This is a genomic window from Roseovarius litorisediminis (assembly GCF_900172295.1).
GTDB classification, from domain to species: Bacteria; Pseudomonadota; Alphaproteobacteria; order Rhodobacterales; family Rhodobacteraceae; genus Roseovarius; species Roseovarius litorisediminis.
In genome coordinates, this window is sequence record NZ_FWFL01000009.1 from 1 (window position 1) to 17,307 (window position 17,307).

Sequence of the window (17,307 nt, forward strand, 5' to 3'; positions counted from 1 at the left end):
CATACGCCTTGAAATCACCGAAATACTTCGTAATCGCAGCCGTCAGCGTCGTCTTGCCGTGGTCAACGTGACCAATCGTGCCAATGTTTACGTGCGGTTTCGAGCGGTCAAACTTTTCCTTAGCCATATCTGAGGCGCCTTGTCAGTTGGGGGGCGTTTCAGCCCGATTATTTACTCCGCGCGCCGTTTATTGGCTTGCGGGCTGAAAATCAAGCGCTTCCTTGCGGGTCACGCCAATTGGTGCGGGCCTGTTGCAGCGATCGGAAAGCCACCGGCGTTCAGCCTTCTGCATCGTCCGTTTGCATGTCCGGGGCCACGGCCGGGTCTTCAACGATGACACTGGTCTCTTCTGTAGCTTCCGGTGCCTCGGCGTCCGCTTCGTCTGCAACAAGGGACTGATCCGGCTCAGGTGCGCCTTGCCGCGGCTTTCGTTTGGCAGGCAGGCCGTCATCCTCGAACCAGCCTTCATCGTTATTCATCTTCACCAGCCAGTTCTGGATCTGCTTGGCGGCATTGCGGGTCAGGTTGTGCATCTGCTTTTGCTTCGACTGGGTCAGCCCCGAGCCAAAGATGGTGTTCCCGGAAATCGTTTCAGCCACGATCACCTGATGCGGTTTTTCGTTCAGCTTGCCACCCGCCGCGTCGTCCCAGGCGGTGACGTTGAGAACCAGTGCCGACTTTGGCGAGGCCACAATCGGAACACCCGGTATCGCCAGAACATAGCCTTCGACGCTGATGCCCAGATGATACAGCCTGGTGCCGTCGTAGCGGCCGAACCGTTCATCAATCGCGGCCTTCATCTCGTCGATCCATTCTTCCTTGCTTGCATCGCGCGACACCGGGCCTTTGGTCAGGTTCGGGGCCACCACAACATTATGCCCCAACGCGAAGTTCCCCAGATAGGCGGGGGCTTCATCCAGGTCATTGGGATTGGTACAGCCGGCAACGGCCAGCAGGCCAATCAGCAGAACAGCAAGACGGTACATCGGGTCCCCCTTCAGGATTTTCGTTCGTCCCCGATAACGCAGCCCGGCAAAGGGTGCAATGATTTGCCCCAGGGCCTGCCAGCCCCTATATCAGAGGCATGCCAACGAAAGGCCTCTGATGACGTCTGCCGATATACCTGTACGTGTGCCGCTGGTGACCCAGCCAATGGGCATCTGGGCCAGCCTTCAGGCAGCGCGACACAATGTGCTTAGCATCATCCCCGATATCGCGACCAAACAACCGATGGTGTCGGGCCGCACCGGCAAGCGGTGGCATATGGTGATGGACCCCGATGCCATCCGGCACATTCTGCTGGAAAACCTGGATGACTACCCCAAGTCGCTGGTCACGAAGAACCTTCTGCGCCCGGCGATCGGCGAGTCGCTTTTCATTGCGGAAGGCGCGCACTGGCGCTGGCAGCGGCGGGTGGCGGCCCCGGTGTTTTCACATCGCAATGTGATGAATCTTGCCCCGATCATGACCGCCGCCGCCGAGCGCAGTTGCGAGCGAATTGCGGCTGCAGGCCCGCGTGCGGTCGACATGGCCGCCGATATGGTGCGCACCACCTTTGATGTGATTGCCGATGTTACCTTTTCCGGCGATGGCATGTTTGACTCGGACGCGGTGCATCGCGGCATCGACGCCTATATCGCCGAGGCCGGCCGGATCTCGCTGTTCGACATCATGGGGTTTCCGGACTGGGTACCGCGGCCGGGGCGGATTCTGGCAGGCGGCGCCGTGAAAGAGATGAAACGCGTCGCCGATGAGGCCGTCGAGGCCCGCCGAAACCGCGGTCATGCAGGTGTACCCGACCTGCTGGATTTGTTGCTTGAAGGTGAAGACCCTGAAACCAAACGCCGCATGAACACAGCCGAGCTGCGCGATAACCTTCTGACGTTTATCGTTGCCGGTCACGAAACGACGGCGCTGACACTGGCCTGGTCCCTGTACCTTTGCGCCTTCGACCAGGAGGTGCAGGGCCGCGCCCATGCCGAGGCGCAAACAGTACTGCAAGGGCGTGCCGCCACAGGTGCGGATGTGGCCAAGCTGCCGTTCATCCGGATGATCGCCGACGAGGCTTTGCGGCTTTATCCCCCTGCGGGCATGATCTCGCGTACGGCAATGGCAAATGACACGCTTTGCGGGCGCGAAATACGCAAGGGCGATACGGTAATCGTGCCGATCTATGCGCTGCACCGAAATGTGCAGCTGTGGGACGATCCGGATGCCTTCCGCCCCGACCGGTTTGCCGATCGCAAGGCGGTGCCGCGCTATGCCTACCTGCCGTTTGGCGATGGCCCGCGGATTTGCATCGGCGCCTCCTTTGCCCTGCAAGAGGCGGTGATCATTCTGGCCACACTGTTTTCGCGGTTTCGGTTTACGCCTGTTCAGGGCCGGGATCCCGATCCGGTGATGATCATCACGCTTCGGCCCCAGGGCGGTGTCTGGCTTGAGGCCGAACCGCTTGGCGGGCCCTGAAACCCACCTCAGGGGGCCGCCTGTCATCGGAACGGGTGTCCCAAGCAAAATCTTTTGGAACGCACACCCGAGGGGGGCGTATTGCAAGGCGCAGTTCCTCGCTGGGCATCCGATCTGCCGAGTATTGCTTGTCCCTGAACGCTGCGTAGCACTTTCGCAGTGCGCGGGCCGCGCCCCCCTTTTCAGAGTGCAAAAAGGCCCCGCCGGACAAGGTTCAATCCAGCCAACAGCAGTACGGCCAGCGTAACCTTGCGAAAGGTTTTCTGGTCAAACCGATCCTGCAATCTGAACCCCAGCCACAGCCCCAGAACGGCGGGTGGCACCATTGCCAGCGACAGCGGCAACGTCTCGGATCGCAACACGCCTGATCCTATATGGGCCCCCAGCAACAGCAACGCACCTGACCCGTAAATAACACCCTGAATACGCATCTGTTCGGCAATCTCCGTGCCGCGCGCCGTCAACATGACAACCGTTGGCGGTCCCCAAACACCTGAAATTCCGCCAAAAAACCCGGCTACTCCGCCAATCACCGCCTCGCCCCGCGGACCGGGATCATGCGACAGGCGGATCGGCCGCCCGATCAGGGTCAGCAAGGCGTAGATCGTGATCGGCACGCCCAGCATCAGCAACATCCACGTATTTGGTATCACCCGGACCAGCTGTGCGCTGACCAGCATGACAAGCCCGCCAGTGATCAGAAACACCCGAAACCGCCGCACTGATCCCCAAGCCGCCCCAAATCCCTGCCGCAGAGCCTGCCACAGGTTGGTCACCAAGGTGGGCAGAATCAGCCCCGCCAGCGCCATTTCGGGCGACACCACAGATCCCAGACCTGAAATCATTACCATGGGCATCGCAAAGCCAACGACGCCTTTGACCACCCCCGCAAGCATCGCGATGGCAAAGGCAAGCGCCCAGAACCACAGGGGGCCGATCTGTAAAAAAACGTCCATGGGCCCTTCTTACCACCCTAGCCCAGCGCTGCACTGCAAAAATTCAATGCGTAATTTTCGAACAAAATCCAATAAAAATTGGCATAATAGTTGCGCTGCAGCTGCGAAATAGATAGAACCATGCGCAACTGCAAAAGGATGTGATTCATGGCGCATGACGGACAGGATATTGCAATGGCAAACCCAATCATTCTAGACGATTTGATGGCCCTTACCGGCGCGGCACTGGCCCCGGTCGTGGCTGTCTTCGAAGCAGCAAAAAGTAATGTGCGCCAACTGGTTAGCATCGAGGGGCGGGTATCTGGCGCGGCAATTGAAGCGAACCAGACTTCGGCGCACGGACTGGCTTGGCTGGCCACCTATATGGAATCATTGCGGCAGATGCAGCATTGGGCCACCCGGCTGCAGAAAGACGGCAGGTTCGGCGAGGTCGAGCAGCTGATTCACCAGATCGCGTTTGGCGAATACCTCAGCCAGATAAAGGGTGGCATCCAGATGAACCAGGGCGAGGTCATCCGCCTGCAGGACCTGGGCCTGACCGATGCTGACACATCCGCTCTTTCGGACCCGGCAATTGCCAGGCTTACCCAGGGCGGAAACACCCAGGCCGCGCGCACCCGTCTGGTTGAGCTGATGCAGGAACGCAACGCCGAGATTACCGTAGGCCGCACCGGTCTGGATGACGAGCTTGAGATGATACGCGAACAATTCCGCCGCTTCGCTGTGGAAAAGGTCGAACCTTTCGCCCATGACTGGCACCTCAAGGATGAACTGATCCCGATGGAAATCATCGAAGAGCTGGCCGAAATGGGCGTGTTCGGCCTGACCATCCCCGAAGAATTCGGCGGTTTTGGCCTTTCCAAGGCCTCGATGGTGGTTGTTTCCGAAGAGCTTAGCCGCGGCTACATCGGCGTCGGCAGCCTTGGCACGCGCAGCGAAATTGCAGCCGAATTGATCATTTGCGGCGGCACCGACGCGCAAAAGGCAAACTGGCTGCCGAAACTGGCCAGTGCCGAAATCCTGCCTACGGCCGTTTTTACCGAACCCAACACCGGGTCCGACCTTGGCAGTCTGCGCACCCGCGCCGTCAAGGATGGCGATGATTATCGCATTACCGGCAATAAAACCTGGATCACCCATGCCGCGCGTACTCATGTGATGACGCTGCTGGCACGCACCAATCCCGACAGCACCGATCACCGGGGCCTGTCGATGTTCCTGGCCGAAAAGACACCCGGCACGGATGAAAATCCGTTTCCCACAGAAGGTATGACCGGTGGCGAGATCGAAGTACTGGGTTACCGCGGCATGAAGGAATACGAACTGGGCTTTGATAACTTCCACGTCAAAGGGGAAAACCTGCTGGGCGGGGAAGAGGGTAAAGGCTTTAAACAGCTGATGGAAACCTTTGAATCCGCCCGTATCCAGACCGCCGCGCGCGCCATCGGTGTGGCGCAATCGGCGCTTGATGTGGCGATGCAATATGCCATCGACCGCAAGCAATTCAGTAAATCTCTGATCGAATTTCCCCGCGTATCGGGCAAGCTGGCGATGATGGCCGTTGAGATCATGATCGCCCGTCAGCTGACCTATTATTCAGCCTGGGAAAAGGATCACGGCCACCGTTGTGACCTTGAGGCAGGGATGGCCAAACTACTGGGTGCGCGTGTGGCCTGGGCTGCGGCTGACAACGGTCTGCAAATCCACGGCGGCAACGGCTTTGCCATGGAATACAAGATCAGCCGCATCCTGTGTGATGCCCGTATTCTGAACATCTTTGAAGGGGCTGCCGAAATTCAGGCGCAAGTGATTGCACGGCGCTTGCTGGGCTAACCTCTAGTCCGGCTGAAACACCGCCCCCGACCGTACCGCCCCGGCGGTACGGATCAAAAGCGCGGCAATGATCACGCACAGCAAGGCCAGCAGGGCAAGGCCGATTACTGTGTGCGGCATTGATCCGGTAGCCTCGGCATAGGTGAAACTGGCAATGGTCACCCCGGCAAACGGAAAAGACAGCGCCCAGAATGACAGCGAAAATGGCAGGCGCAGAATGCGTGGCAACTGCACCGCCACGATCAGGGAAAACAGGTAGGCGCCGTTCAAAAGTATACGGGCAAAGGAATCGACCTCGCCCACCAACTGCACCCAGCCCAGAAAGCCCACGGCAGGCGGGGCAATCAGGATCACAAGGGTCGGCTGCAGACGTTCCGGCAACGGATCATGAAAGATCAGCCGGTTCATCACCAGGGACAACAAAACGATCCAGAAAATCAGCCCGACCGATGCGTAAAACCAACTGGTCTCGACATAGCCCAGCTGCACCCCGGCGATGGGTACAATCACATTTCCCACAACCGGAATGAACCACGCAGGTGACAAATGACCATGCAGAAAGGCCCGCGCGCTGATCCAGCCGGATATGACGGCAATGGTCAGCACGCCCTGTAAAGGCACAGCAATGCACCACAGCAGCCGGGCAACGGGCATCGAAAGATTCAGCAGCGCGGCTGACAGCAAAAGAAGTGAGATTGAAATGGCCGGGAAAAAGGCCAGTTTCACCGGGTTGTTCCACTCGGCCGCGACTGCGGAGGGGTGGCGCAGGGCCTTGGCCAGATAGGCCAGACACACCGCCAGAAAAACGCCGATGGCAAGGGCGCAGGCCGCCAGAGACAGCACATTGGTCAGGCCAAGGGCCCGTTCTCCTGCGCGCAGGGCCAGTGAAAAACCACTTAACCCCATGCCAAGCGTGAACAGGGTCACCGGCACATGCTCAAGCCAGATCAAAGAATTCTTTGCCGTGTTGGCCATCAGATCACACGCTTTCCGATGCTGATCACTCGGGCGCTGCGATGGTCAGATGCAGGTCTGTCAGCCCGTCAATTGTGCCCTGCAACCGGCTACCCGGTTTCACCGGACCTACCCCCGCAGGTGTACCGGTATAGATAAGGTCTCCCGGCTGCAGGTGATAGAATCCCGACAGATGGGAAATTATTTCAGGAACCGACCAGACCATATCGCGCAGCGTGGCCTGTTGCGCCAGGGCGTCGTCATGCAACAGCCGAATGGCCTGATCCCCGATATCGCCAAACTTCGACGCCGGTGTGATGGGTGCGATTATCGCCGAATTTTCGAAATCCTTGCCCAGATCCCAGGGGCGGCGCTTGTCCTTGGCGGCCCCTTGCAGGTCACGGCGGGTCAGGTCAATGCCGCAGGCATAACCAAAGACGGCCTGCAACGCCGCGTCGGAAGACACCCGAAAGGCAGGCGCGCCGATGGCGACCACGAACTCCATCTCGTAGTGGCATTCCTGCGTACCCGGCGGATAGGGAATGGTGCGGCCTGTATCACACAGTGCATGGGCGGATTTGGTAAAGTAAAACGGCGCTTCGCGATCCACCTCGTTGCCCATTTCAGCGGCATGGGCAGCATAATTGCGTCCAACACAGAAGATCCGGCGCACCGGAAAGGTTTCATCGCGCCCCGAAACAGGAACGCAAGGGTTGGCGGGCATATCAAATAGCGGTTGGGTCATGTCAGCTCCGGCGACATCAGAGGGTACGAGACGCGTTATGCGGCCTGACCGGGCAGGTGTCAAAGCGATCCGAAGGCCATCGGCCTTGGCGCGGGGGTAAAGATTATGTCATTAGATCCTCACGCAGCCCCGCCGGTGGCTGGAACACACCGAGGGACCGCATGCCGTTCAACAGATTTGCCATCTACTACACGCCCCCACCTGGGCCTCTGGCCGAGTTTGGCAAGGAATGGCTGGGCTGGGATCCGGCGACAGGAATGCAGGTTCAGCACCCGCAGATCGACGGCCTGCCAGTACCCTTGCATGAGATCACGGAACAACCCGGTAAGTATGGGCTGCATGCAACGATGAAACCGCCTTTCCGTCTGGCCCCTGGTCAGGGCGATGCAGCACTGCAGGCGTATTTCGCAGCCTTTTGTAAGGCTGGCGCACCGGTCACGCTGGATGGTTTGGAAATCGCCCTGTTGGGCAGGTTTCTGGCGCTGATTCCTATCGGCAATCAGGCCGCACTCAACGCGCTGGCGGCGGAAACGGTACGGGGATTTGACCGGTTCCGTGCCCCCCTTACCAAAACAGAACTGGCCCGCCGCCGCGCCAATGGTCTGGACGCCGAGCACGAGGCACTCTTGCACGAATGGGGTTATCCCTATGTGATGCAAGCCTTTCGGTTTCACATCACCCTGACTTCAAAACTGCCAAAGGCACGGGCGCGGCAGGTGCATGAGATACTGACGCCTCTGCTGTCCCCCCTGATCCCGTCATGCTTTACGATCGACGCATTATCGTTGATGGGCGAGGATGATCAAGGAAGGTTCCACCTAATCGAACGTCGCCAGCTTGAAGGCTAGGACAGGCTAAGATCACCTTGGGTCATAGGAAAATTCCAGTCTTGTGCCCCCTGGCTCCAGAATCATGAAATGCTGTTTGGGGCCTTTACCAGACAGTTCCGGCGCAAATTCCACCTCGACCCCTGGCCAGTCTTTCACCCGTTCGTAAAGGCGTTGCAGCGCTGCCGCATCGGGCAGTTTCAACGCCGTGTGATGCAGGCCCACATTGGTATGACGGTCAAACCCGCTGCCCCGGTTTTTTTGTTGCCAGAGGGTCAGCTTGGCATGGCCGTCGGTCACATAGGCCGAAGGGTAATCGGGATTTCCGCCAAACTTCTCCCACCCAAGGGCCTTGGTGAAAAACTCAAGACTGGCCTGCAGATCGGCGACTGTCAGCCCCAGATGGTCGATCCCCAATGTGGTGCTCTCGGTGTCCACCTTATGTATCCTTTCAGATTTACCCCTTGGAAATCCGCAGCAGTGCAGCCCCCGACAGCGTTGCAGCCGTGGCCGCAACCTTGAGCAGGTTCAGCCGTTCCTTCAGGAAAACCACGCCAATCAACAACGCAAAAACAATGCTGGTTTCCCGCAAGGCTGTAACAAGGGCAATCGGTGAATGTGTGAAGGCATAGACCACCAGCGCATAGGCCACAAACGAGGCGCCACCGCCCAGGATCAATGTTTTAAACTGGCGCAATGCCATCGGCAAAAGTTCTGGCCGCCACCACCAGGCCACAACCGCCATGGCAATTCCGTTCAGCACCGCAAGCCAGCTGTAAAACCCCAGCGATGTCCCGGCAATCCGCGCGCCTATGCCGTCAACAATCGAATAGGACGCGATAAATCCGCCCGTTGTCAGCGCCAGCACCGCAGCCTTGCCCTGAAACAGCCCATCTGCACGGCGCACAAGGCTGATGCTGGCAATGCCGATTGCAATCATCCCGATGGCCAGCCATTCAAGGCGCGAAAACACCACCCCCAGAAACAGCACTGACGCCAGCGCCACCAGCAGCGGCGAGACCCCGCGCGCAATCGGATAGACCTGCGTCAGATCCCCCAGCCGATAGGCGGCCACCAGAAATATCTGATAACCAAAATGCAGCACGGCCCCCGCAATCAGCCAGGGCCAGCATTCCGGATTTGGCACAGGTGCAAACCCCGCTGCGGTCAGCGCGGCAATCGCCTGCCCCAATACCACGGCCACCATTGCCACAGTTTTGTCAGCGCCACCTTTGACAAGCGCATTCCACGCAGCATGCAGCAACGCTGCCAGCATCACGATGGCAAATACTCCGCCGCTCACGGTGCGGACCCGGTGATTGCGGCATAGCTTTTCAGCCGCTCGGCCAGCGTGCCGGTGTGCAGCTCGAACAGGTGATTGTCGGGACCGTGAAAATACAGCGACCGCCCTTCGCCCTCGACCCTTGGGCGTGGCGGAAGCAGATCCAGCCCCAAAGCCTTGATGCGGGCCATACAGTTGTCAAATTCGGCTTCCTCAATCTTGAAGGCCACGTGATTGTATGTGCGCGAGGGCAACGGATCACCCAGCATGGTGGCAATCCAGACCTCGCCCACCAGAAAAAACCGTTCTTCGGACAGCGAGAATTGCTTGTTCTTGCTGTCATAGACACAAACCGCGCCCAACAGGGATTCAAGAATCGCCTGCATCCGGTCCAGATCGGACACGATGAAAGTGATGTGGGATAGTCCACTGCTCATTTTTTTGCCTATTCCTGCGCTTGCCTGCCAATCCGTCTACGAATCAAGCTTAGAGCAGCCCGGACAGGATTGTCACGGAAACACCACATTACCTTTACACAAATGTCCAAAAGCTAACCTAACGTCAGTTTTGATTTCATCGACCTCGAATTTCAGCACCAAAAAGGGCGGCCCCTGTGGCCGTCCGCTTTTCTTATCGGGATACGCAATCAACACAGCACCTACTGGCAGGATTGCGCCTGTGACATTCGCGCGCCTTGAAGGTGGCTGTGGCTGGGACTATTCCGCGTGCATGACATCCGCCCCCTCAAAACGCTTGAACGCACAGGACTGGTTGCAGACCGGGTTTCAGGCCCTGTTGCAAGATGGCCCCGAGGCCTTGAAAGCCGAACCACTGGCCCGCCGGCTGGGGGCGACCAAAGGGTCGTTCTACTGGCATTTCGCCGACGTTCCGGCTTATCACGCCGCCCTTCTGGCCCAGTGGGAAACACAGGCCATCACCGATATTGTCAACGCCCTGGCTGACGAATACACCGACGTCGGACGACTGCGCCGTATGGGGCAGGTGATCGCCCAGAAAGGCGCGTCCGATCAGATGGGGCTGACGGCCGAACCCGCAATCCGGGCCTGGGCCAAAGGCAATGCCAAAGCGTTCGAAACCGTTGCCCGTGTGGATGCCAAGCGGTTGGCCTATCTAGGTGATTTGCTGTACAAGACCGGCATCGGCAATGCAGAAATGGCGCGGATCATCTATGCCGCCAGCATCGGCATGGAAGAGCTGGACGACAGCGATGCCGATCGCAACGGCGACGCAATGGGATCGCTGGTGGATCTGGTTCTGGCGTTAAGGTAACCGATATGCGGCTGACACTGATCATCGTGGCGCTCTGGGTGCTGGTAAATTGCAGAGGGGATGAAACCGTGGCCGCTTATGGCGCTGCCGGCATTATCTGGCAACTGCACGAAATTGATGGCCAGCCGTTTGAGGCCCGTACCACACTCAGCTTCCCGGAAGAGGGCAAACTGTCGGGTGACGCCCCTTGCAACCACTATTTCGGGGCTCAAACGGCACCTTATCCGTGGTTCAAGGCCGAAAACGTTGGCGCCACGCGCCGCGCCTGCCCCGATCTGGCAGCCGAAACAGTCTATCTTGCCGCGCTTTCCGAAATGAGCCTTGCCGAAGTGGCTGGTGATACGCTGATCCTCAGCAATGATGCGGGTCGCGAAATGGTTTTCCGAACCAGCGAATAAGATCCGGTCAAACACTGGCGACGCAACCCGGTAAAGGTTGACAAGCAATTCTCTATTCTGCGGCTGAAATCCTCGCCTCAAACCGGTCGACAAACCTTTGCCGTGCCTCGGGCAGCGGCTTGTGCCCCAATTCGGGCGCTAAACGGTTGCGCAGGAAATACCCGGTCAGGCGAAAACCCTCGACAATCTCGCTATCGGGGGCGGGTCCCTGACCCAGCAGGCAGGGTGGCAGGGGCAACAGCCGGTCAGCCCATTCCCCGGCGCCTGCGCGCGACACCGCCCGCCCGGTGCGCGGCGAGACATAGCTCAGATCATTCGCCTTGGCGCCATTGACCGCGCAGGCACTCAAATCCAGACCAAAGCCCAGCTCTTCCAGCAGGGCCAGTTCCCAGTTGAGATAGGCAAGCGGCCACACCTCACCCTGCCCCAGCAGGTCCAACAGCATCTCGGTTCGCCGGTAAAGCGCCGGGTGCGCCTCGCGTTCGGGCAGGGAAAAAAGCAACAACGCCGTAACCGCGTTCAACCCCGCCAGCGCCAGCCGGTCGCCCATGGATGCCGCAGCACGCGAGCGCAGCGGCTCGACCTGAAAAGTACCCAGGTGATCTTCCAGCCGCGCACGCCACGCCAGGTCCAGTTGCGCACCGGGTTGTAGCACCGGCGCCAGCTTGCGCGAAGTTCCCCCGCGCACCACCCCCGCATGCCGCCCCCGCGACGGCGTCAACACCTCAATGATCGCCGAGGTTTCACCATGTGTCCGGCTGGACAGCAAAATGCCCTGATCGCGCCACTCCATCGCTGGTCCCTTGCCCGTTCGGAACCATTCGACACCAGATCACGCAGGTTGCCAAGCCCCGCACAATTGCGCTGTGAGCATTATCGTACAGACAACACCGAACAACCGGCTTGCTGCACGACTTTCAGTGCCACGCTGCCCAAAAGCATCGTTTTCACACGCCCCAGCCCGCGATGCCCCACAACACACATGTCCGTACCGGTCTCGTCAATCATATCAAGAATTGCATCAGCTGTATCGCCTTGCGATATCATGGTCTTGGTAGTTTTGACGCCCAGTTCCTTGGCGCGATCCACCGCGCGTTTCACGATTTCTTCGCCAATCACCGTGATCAGACGCACAGTGTTGTCGCCAGGCGCTGTGTCCTTGAACAGCCCCAGCATCGTATCGGGCACGTTTGGGAAATTCACACCGGATGCCTGCGTTGCGTGCCGCACCATGTGTTCAACCTCGGCCATCCGCGCCAGCTCGTTGGCGGGGCGTTCAAAATGAAGAACATGGCCCACCGTCAGTGGTACATCAAATTTCGCGGCAAGCTCAGCCGCCTGCTCAACAGCCCTAGATGAGGCGTCAGACCCGTCCGTTGCCACAAGTATATGTTTCATTTTTTTCTCCTCATTTCGCGGCCCGCGCCATTGGCAGGGTGAAATTAAGGATAATGGAGCAAACGCTCCGGCGCATTGACGTGCGTCAACGCGGGTGTCGTGCATCAGACCGGGCCTGTCAGTCGGACAGGCCTTCCTCATCCAGCAAGTGACGTCCTGTGCGGTCTTCAACCTCGATGACCCAAAGGTCAGGGTCAAAGCTGCGCTGCCGGGCAATGGCGAGGTCAACCGCCGGCTCGTCCCCGTCGGTCAGAACCACCCATTTACGATCGCCACTCATCAGATCGAAAGAGCGCTGATAAGCTATCGCGCGCCCGTCCAGCGTGTTCAGCTTGATCAGAACAGCGCCTGCCGTGTTGTCGCCATGGGCCACCACAAAAGCAGGAATTTCATGCAGGCGCAAACGTGTCAGATAGGCCTGCACCCAGAACTCTGCCGTCAGGCGTGTCACGTATTGCCGTCCTTGAAATCAAGGCCCATTTCGGAATACCGCTCGGACTCTTCCAGCCAGTTGGGCCGGACCTTGACCTGCAGAAACAGATGAATGCGACGCCCCAGAAACTCTTCCAGTTCTTCGCGCGCGGCCTTGCTGACCGCCTTGATCGTCTCGCCTTTGTTGCCCAGTACGATGCCTTTATGGCCGTCGCGCATGACATAAATGATCTGGTCAATCCTGGCCGAGCCATCCTTGCGCTCTTCCCATTGTTCGGTCTCGACGGTCAACTGATAGGGCAGTTCCTGATGCAATCGCAGGGTCAGCTTTTCGCGGGTGATTTCCGCGGCAATCATCCGCATGGGCAGATCGGCGATCTGGTCTTCGGGGTATAGCCAGGGGCCTTCGGGCAGTTGCCCGGCAAGCCACTGGCGCATCGCATCCACGCCATGGCCCTTTTCGGCTGAAATCATGAAGGTCTCGGCAAATTCGAACTTTTCATTCAGGTCCTTGGCCAGCCCCAGCAACGCCTCGGATTTCACCCGGTCGATCTTGTTGATGGCCAGCGCCACCGTGCGCCCCCTGGTGACATCGCCCAGCCCCTCAAGGATGTTTTCCACCCCTTCGGTGATACCGCGATTGGCTTCGACAAGCAGAACAACCACGTCAGCATCCGACGCCCCGCCCCAGGCGGCGGCAACCATCGCACGGTCCAGACGGCGGCGCGGCTTGAACAGGCCCGGCGTGTCAACGAACACCAGTTGCGCCTCGCCCTCGATCGCGACACCACGGATGCGCGCGCGCGTGGTCTGCACCTTGTGTGTAACAATTGAAACCTTGGCGCCCACCATGCGGTTCAGCAGCGTGGATTTGCCCGCATTGGGCTCTCCGATCAGGGCGATAAATCCGGCGCGGGTCATGAGTTTTCCAATCTGTCCAGAAGGGCACGGGCGGCAGCCTGCTCAGCCTGGCGTTTTGATCCGGCCGTTGCCTGACTGCTTTCACCATTGTCCAGCCGGACCGCGATGGTGAATTGCGGCGCGTGGTCGGGACCGGACCGTGCTGTTTCAACGTAGGACGGCGGTTGAAACCCAAGCGCCTGCGCCCATTCCTGCAGCGCTGTTTTGGCGTCGCGCGCGTCGGCCTCGACCGCGCTCACACGATCACCCCAAAGGCGCAGGATCATGTCGCGAGCCACGTCAAAGCCGGCATCGCGGTAAACGGCGGCAATGACCGCCTCCATCGCATCGCCCAGCAGGGCCTGCTTGCGCCGTCCGCCCGACATCATCTCGGACCGGCCCAGTTTCAGCACCACGCCAATATCCACCTCGCGCGCGACGTCGGCGCAGGTTTCCTTGCGCACCAGCGCGTTGAAACGCGGCGCCAACTGACCTTCCGACGCGGATTTGTCATGCTCCAGCAAGGCCTCGGCCATCACCAGCCCCAGCACACGGTCGCCCAGAAATTCAAGTCGCTGATTGTCGTCTCGTGTAACCGAGGACATCGAAGAATGGGTCACCGCGCGCACCAGAAGCTCGGGTCGGTTAAATTGATGCCCCAACCGCGCCTCAAGCGCTTTCAAATCCGCTGATAATTTCAATCCAGCCCCTCGAAAAAGCGATCACTGCGCCATGTCCAGAAGAACAGCATCGAGCGTCCCGCGGACGAGAACATCACCCGGTCCGCGCGACCAATCAGGTTTTCAAAGGGTACAAAGCCGACCCCGCCCACAGCTTGCGGAAAGCGGCTGTCGGTCGAGTTGTCGCGGTTATCACCCATGAAGAAATAGTGCCCCTCCGGCACCGAATAGACGCCCGTGTTATCCGATCTCTGATCGCCAATATTGATGATGTTATGCGACCGGCCACCCGGCAGCGTTTCGATCTGGCGGGACTTGATGCAATCGGCGCCATTGCCCACCACACCATTTTCGCAACGGGGGCGAAGGCGCATCGGGCCTTGCTGGGCAAACTCTTCAACAAAATCACCGGCAGGTTCCAGCTTGACGGGCTCGTCGTTGATATGCAGCACCCCGTTTTTCATCTGCACTTTATCGCCGGGCAACCCGATCAGGCGTTTGATGAAATCCGAACCTTGCACCGGATGGCGAAAGACGATGATATCTCCGCGCTTGGGTTCTCCGGCCCAAATCCGGGTGTTATCGCCGTCAAGGAACCCACAAATATCCGCCGCGTCGATGTCGAGACCCAGGCGCTGAATGCGAATAGACGGGCATGACGCATAGGAATAGCCGTAGGCCATCTTGTTGACGAACAGGAAATCGCCAATCAGCAGTGTGTCCTTCATCGACCCCGAGGGTATCCAGAATGGCTGAAAAAAGATCGTGCGGAAAATGCCCGCAATCACAAGCGCCCAGAACACCGTCTTGATGGTCTCAATGATGCCGTTACTTTTTTTAGCTTCGTCGGCCATTGATCTCTCCACAAAGGTTTCCGGCGCTACATGCGGTGCGCGGGCCGGGGTGTCAAGGCGGGCGCCGTTTGCTCAGACAACAGGCCGCGCCTCGATCACAACAAAGGCCTGTGCCCAGGGGTGATCATCGGTCAGGGTGACGTGAATGATCGCCTCAAAGCCCGGCGGTGTCATATCTGCCAGTCGCTCGGCTGCCCAGCCGGTGACATGCATGACCGGCTGGCCGGTATCCAGGTTGGACACCGCCATGTCTTTCCACGATATTCCCATGCGTAAACCGGTGCCCAGTGCCTTTGAACAGGCTTCTTTGGCGGCCCATCTCTTGGCATAGGTGCCGGGGGTATCGGCGCGGCGCTCGGCCTTGCGCTGTTCGGTCTCGGTAAAGACGCGGTTGCGAAACCGGTCACCGAACCGCTCTAACGTTCCGGCGATCCGGTCGATATTCGCCAGGTCAGTGCCAATACCCAGAATCATCGCGGCAGCGCCGGGCGGATCAGCGCCTCACCGCCAAGGGCAAAAAGCGCGGCACTTACCTCGTCAATCCGGCCGATCAAGATCAGAGATGTTTCATAGCCGATCATCAAGCCTGCCCTCTTGTAAATGTCCGCTGATCTTATTCCTGGTGGCCAGCATTGCGGGCCTGTGCTTTCAACTCGTTCCTTGCCCCCATCCAGAAGGAAAACCGAGCCCCCAGAACAAAGAAAACCATCATCACACCGGTTACGATGCTCAGCGCTGAAAAACCGACCGGTGTCAGAAAATACCCCAGCATTCCCGGCAGGGCTGACATGAAAATGGCTGAACACCCCATCGTCACGCCCATTCCTACCAGGCCGAAAAGCACCGATTGCTGCCAGGCCCACGCGCCCTTGGGCAGGGCCCTTTCAGCCTTTGCATATGCGGTTCCCTCCATCATCGAGACCAGGATGATCGGCACCAACGTCGCCCCGGACGAGCGCATGTTGTAATTCAGAAATTTCTGCATGACGTAGATGAAAACCGCGACAGCAACTACGGCCAGCGCATAGCGTATCACAAATCGGGACCAGTTGGTGGAGTAGGTCATGTTCCGCCTTTCGTATCATTGCGCCGTGCCGCAGCGCTCAATTCGGTAGAAATACCGATGCCCAGAAAAAACCGGTTTGAAATAAGATAGCCCACCGCATAGATCGCCAGCACTACGTTGAACTGCATCGACATCACCGGGGCAATGGCCAACTTGGCAAATTCCGGCACCACTGCCGGGCCCACAAAGGCCAGCAAGATGTTCAGCGCCAGGGCAATAATAGTGGCTATCCAGGTGAACCGCCAGGCTTCAGCCGTGGTGGCCTTGCGCCCGCTGGTGCGCGCAAATCTCTGCCCTTCGATCAGGGCGCCGATCATCGCAGGCACAAGGACTTGCGCCGAAGATCCAAGCGCCGATTGCAGTGTCGTATTTACAAAAGTGATCAGCAGCGCGGCGCCAATGGCCACAACCAGAAACACAATCGTGTAGCGGGGATAATTCATCCGACCGAGCGATAGGCTTCACCACGCGCCTCATCCATCAGGCGCCGCATTTCGACGATTGCCGGGGCCAGCCCCAGAAAGATCGCCTCGCCGATCAGGAAGTGACCAATATTCAGCTCTTTCACCTCGGGAAAGGCGGCGATCGGCTTTACCGTTTCATAGGTCAGGCCATGGCCGGCATGCACCTCAAGACCCAGCGAATGGGCATAGGCGGACATCTCGCGCAGCGACTGGTATTCGCGGTCGCGATCCTTGATCCGGCCCTCGGCATGAGCGTCACAATAGGCGCCTGTGTGCAGTTCAATGATTTGCGCGCCGATCCGGGCTGCGGCATCAATCTGACGGGCATCGGCCGCGATAAAGATCGACACCCGGCACCCCACCTCGCGCAGCGGCGCAATGAAATGCGCCAGCCGGTTTTCCTCACGCGCCACTTCCAGCCCGCCTTCGGTTGTGCGCTCCTCACGCTTTTCGGGCACGATACAGACCGCGTGCGGCTTGTGACGCAGAGCAATCGCCTGCATCTCTTCTGTCGCGGCCATCTCGAAATTCAGCGGCACCGAAAGAACGTCCATCAATCCGTCAATGTCTGCGTCCGAAATGTGCCGGCGGTCTTCGCGCAGATGGGCAGTAATGCCATCGGCGCCTGCCTCTTCGGCAATTTTGGCTGCCCGCAGCGGATCGGGGTAATCACCGCCACGCGCGTTGCGCACAGTTGCAACATGATCGATATTCACGCCAAGCCGCAATTTTTCGTCCGTGGCCATAACAGCCCCCTTTTTT

General features: G+C 59.0%; 23 protein-coding genes. 5 read left to right on the forward strand and 18 right to left on the reverse strand.

All coding sequences use genetic code 11. The annotated features are described in order from the left end of the window. Both PEL8287_RS15520 and PEL8287_RS15525 read right to left on the reverse strand, forming a co-directional pair. Nucleotides 1-127: GTP-binding protein (locus PEL8287_RS15520; RefSeq protein WP_229861849.1), on the reverse strand; the 127-nt coding region annotated here is incomplete at its 3' end. A 151-nt stretch (nt 128-278) separates the two neighbouring features. Then, on the reverse strand, nt 279-986 hold the full coding sequence (locus tag PEL8287_RS15525; RefSeq protein ID WP_085893355.1) for a hypothetical protein: 708 nt from the start codon (nt 984-986) through the stop codon (nt 279-281). Nucleotides 987-1,104: 118 nt separating this feature from the next. On the opposite strand from PEL8287_RS15525, the gene PEL8287_RS15530 reads away from it, so the two are divergent. Further along, the gene (locus tag PEL8287_RS15530; protein WP_085893356.1) at nt 1,105-2,466 is read left to right on the forward strand and encodes a cytochrome P450; all 1,362 of its coding nucleotides are present in this window, start codon (nt 1,105-1,107) and stop codon (nt 2,464-2,466) included. A 182-nt stretch (nt 2,467-2,648) separates the two neighbouring features. On the opposite strand, the gene PEL8287_RS15535 is transcribed toward PEL8287_RS15530, so the two are convergent. Then, nucleotides 2,649-3,422 carry a sulfite exporter TauE/SafE family protein gene (locus PEL8287_RS15535; RefSeq protein WP_085893357.1) on the reverse strand — a complete coding sequence of 258 codons (774 nt, stop codon included), beginning with the start codon at nt 3,420-3,422 and terminating at the stop codon, nt 2,649-2,651. A gap of 147 nt (nt 3,423-3,569) precedes the next feature. Here PEL8287_RS15535 and PEL8287_RS15540 point away from each other — a divergent pair, with 147 nt between their 5' ends. Next, nucleotides 3,570-5,255: an acyl-CoA dehydrogenase family protein gene (locus PEL8287_RS15540; protein WP_085893358.1), complete on the forward strand. Its 1,686-nt coding sequence runs from the start codon at nt 3,570-3,572 to the stop codon at nt 5,253-5,255. Between the two features lie 3 nt (nt 5,256-5,258). Here the strand turns inward: PEL8287_RS15540 and PEL8287_RS15545 are convergent, their stop codons facing one another. Next, entirely contained in the window at nt 5,259-6,230 is a 972-nt protein-coding gene (locus PEL8287_RS15545) for an SLAC1 anion channel family protein (RefSeq protein ID WP_085893359.1), read from the reverse strand. Between the two features lie 25 nt (nt 6,231-6,255). Then, entirely contained in the window at nt 6,256-6,954 is a 699-nt protein-coding gene (locus tag PEL8287_RS15550) for a fumarylacetoacetate hydrolase family protein (RefSeq protein ID WP_085893360.1), read from the reverse strand. Nucleotides 6,955-7,115: 161 nt separating this feature from the next. Between PEL8287_RS15550 and PEL8287_RS15555 the strand changes: the two genes are divergently transcribed. Then, a complete protein-coding gene (locus PEL8287_RS15555) occupies nt 7,116-7,802 on the forward strand; it encodes a DUF1045 domain-containing protein (RefSeq protein WP_085893361.1) in 687 nt (228 codons plus the stop codon). A gap of 12 nt (nt 7,803-7,814) precedes the next feature. On the opposite strand, the gene PEL8287_RS15560 is transcribed toward PEL8287_RS15555, so the two are convergent. The 3 genes from PEL8287_RS15560 to fosX are packed head-to-tail and all read right to left on the reverse strand — an operon-like array spanning nt 7,815 to nt 9,500. Further along, nucleotides 7,815-8,219, reverse strand: coding sequence for a VOC family protein (locus tag PEL8287_RS15560; RefSeq protein ID WP_085893362.1), 405 nt, complete (start codon nt 8,217-8,219; stop codon nt 7,815-7,817). A gap of 19 nt (nt 8,220-8,238) precedes the next feature. Then, nucleotides 8,239-9,084, reverse strand: coding sequence for an EamA family transporter (locus PEL8287_RS15565; RefSeq protein ID WP_217807691.1), 846 nt, complete (start codon nt 9,082-9,084; stop codon nt 8,239-8,241). Beyond that, nucleotides 9,081-9,500, reverse strand: coding sequence for a FosX/FosE/FosI family fosfomycin resistance hydrolase (gene fosX / locus PEL8287_RS15570; protein WP_085893363.1), 420 nt, complete (start codon nt 9,498-9,500; stop codon nt 9,081-9,083). The genes PEL8287_RS15565 and fosX overlap by 4 nt, the downstream gene beginning before the upstream one ends. A 241-nt stretch (nt 9,501-9,741) precedes the next feature. On the opposite strand from fosX, the gene PEL8287_RS15575 reads away from it, so the two are divergent. Both PEL8287_RS15575 and PEL8287_RS15580 read left to right on the forward strand, forming a co-directional pair. Continuing rightward, entirely contained in the window at nt 9,742-10,353 is a 612-nt protein-coding gene (locus PEL8287_RS15575; protein WP_235862318.1) for a TetR/AcrR family transcriptional regulator, read from the forward strand. A gap of 5 nt (nt 10,354-10,358) precedes the next feature. Further along, nucleotides 10,359-10,751: an META domain-containing protein gene (locus tag PEL8287_RS15580; protein ID WP_085893364.1), complete on the forward strand. Its 393-nt coding sequence runs from the start codon at nt 10,359-10,361 to the stop codon at nt 10,749-10,751. A gap of 52 nt (nt 10,752-10,803) precedes the next feature. On the opposite strand, the gene recO is transcribed toward PEL8287_RS15580, so the two are convergent. The 10 genes from recO to PEL8287_RS15630 all read right to left on the reverse strand — a co-directional run bounded on the left by recO (nt 10,804) and on the right by PEL8287_RS15630 (nt 17,291). After that, nucleotides 10,804-11,544 carry a DNA repair protein RecO gene (gene recO, locus PEL8287_RS15585; protein ID WP_085893365.1) on the reverse strand — a complete coding sequence of 247 codons (741 nt, stop codon included), beginning with the start codon at nt 11,542-11,544 and terminating at the stop codon, nt 10,804-10,806. 80 nt (nt 11,545-11,624) lie between these two features. Continuing rightward, nucleotides 11,625-12,149, reverse strand: a complete 525-nt coding sequence (locus PEL8287_RS15590; protein ID WP_176228669.1) for a universal stress protein — start codon at nt 12,147-12,149, stop codon at nt 11,625-11,627. Between the two features lie 118 nt (nt 12,150-12,267). Beyond that, on the reverse strand, nt 12,268-12,600 hold the full coding sequence (locus PEL8287_RS15595; protein ID WP_085893367.1) for a DUF1491 family protein: 333 nt from the start codon (nt 12,598-12,600) through the stop codon (nt 12,268-12,270). Next, complete coding sequence (era, locus tag PEL8287_RS15600) at nt 12,597-13,502, reverse strand: GTPase Era (RefSeq protein ID WP_085893368.1); 906 nt, start codon at nt 13,500-13,502, stop codon at nt 12,597-12,599. Before era ends, PEL8287_RS15595 begins: the two co-directional genes overlap by 4 nt. Continuing rightward, nucleotides 13,499-14,182, reverse strand: a complete 684-nt coding sequence (gene rnc / locus PEL8287_RS15605) for a ribonuclease III (RefSeq protein ID WP_085893369.1) — start codon at nt 14,180-14,182, stop codon at nt 13,499-13,501. Before rnc ends, era begins: the two co-directional genes overlap by 4 nt. Next, the gene (lepB, locus tag PEL8287_RS15610; RefSeq protein WP_085893370.1) at nt 14,179-15,015 is read right to left on the reverse strand and encodes a signal peptidase I; all 837 of its coding nucleotides are present in this window, start codon (nt 15,013-15,015) and stop codon (nt 14,179-14,181) included. Before lepB ends, rnc begins: the two co-directional genes overlap by 4 nt. 72 nt (nt 15,016-15,087) lie before the next feature. Then, the gene (gene acpS, locus PEL8287_RS15615; protein ID WP_085893371.1) at nt 15,088-15,489 is read right to left on the reverse strand and encodes a holo-ACP synthase; all 402 of its coding nucleotides are present in this window, start codon (nt 15,487-15,489) and stop codon (nt 15,088-15,090) included. A 139-nt stretch (nt 15,490-15,628) separates the two neighbouring features. Next, nucleotides 15,629-16,081, reverse strand: coding sequence for an ABZJ_00895 family protein (locus PEL8287_RS15620; protein WP_085893372.1), 453 nt, complete (start codon nt 16,079-16,081; stop codon nt 15,629-15,631). Continuing rightward, entirely contained in the window at nt 16,078-16,524 is a 447-nt protein-coding gene (locus tag PEL8287_RS15625; RefSeq protein WP_085893373.1) for an ABZJ_00895 family protein, read from the reverse strand. Before PEL8287_RS15625 ends, PEL8287_RS15620 begins: the two co-directional genes overlap by 4 nt. Continuing rightward, nucleotides 16,521-17,291 (reverse strand): pyridoxine 5'-phosphate synthase, encoded by a 771-nt coding sequence (locus PEL8287_RS15630; RefSeq protein ID WP_085893374.1) that lies wholly within the window; start codon nt 17,289-17,291, stop codon nt 16,521-16,523. Before PEL8287_RS15630 ends, PEL8287_RS15625 begins: the two co-directional genes overlap by 4 nt. Nucleotides 17,292-17,307: the final 16 nt, after the last annotated feature.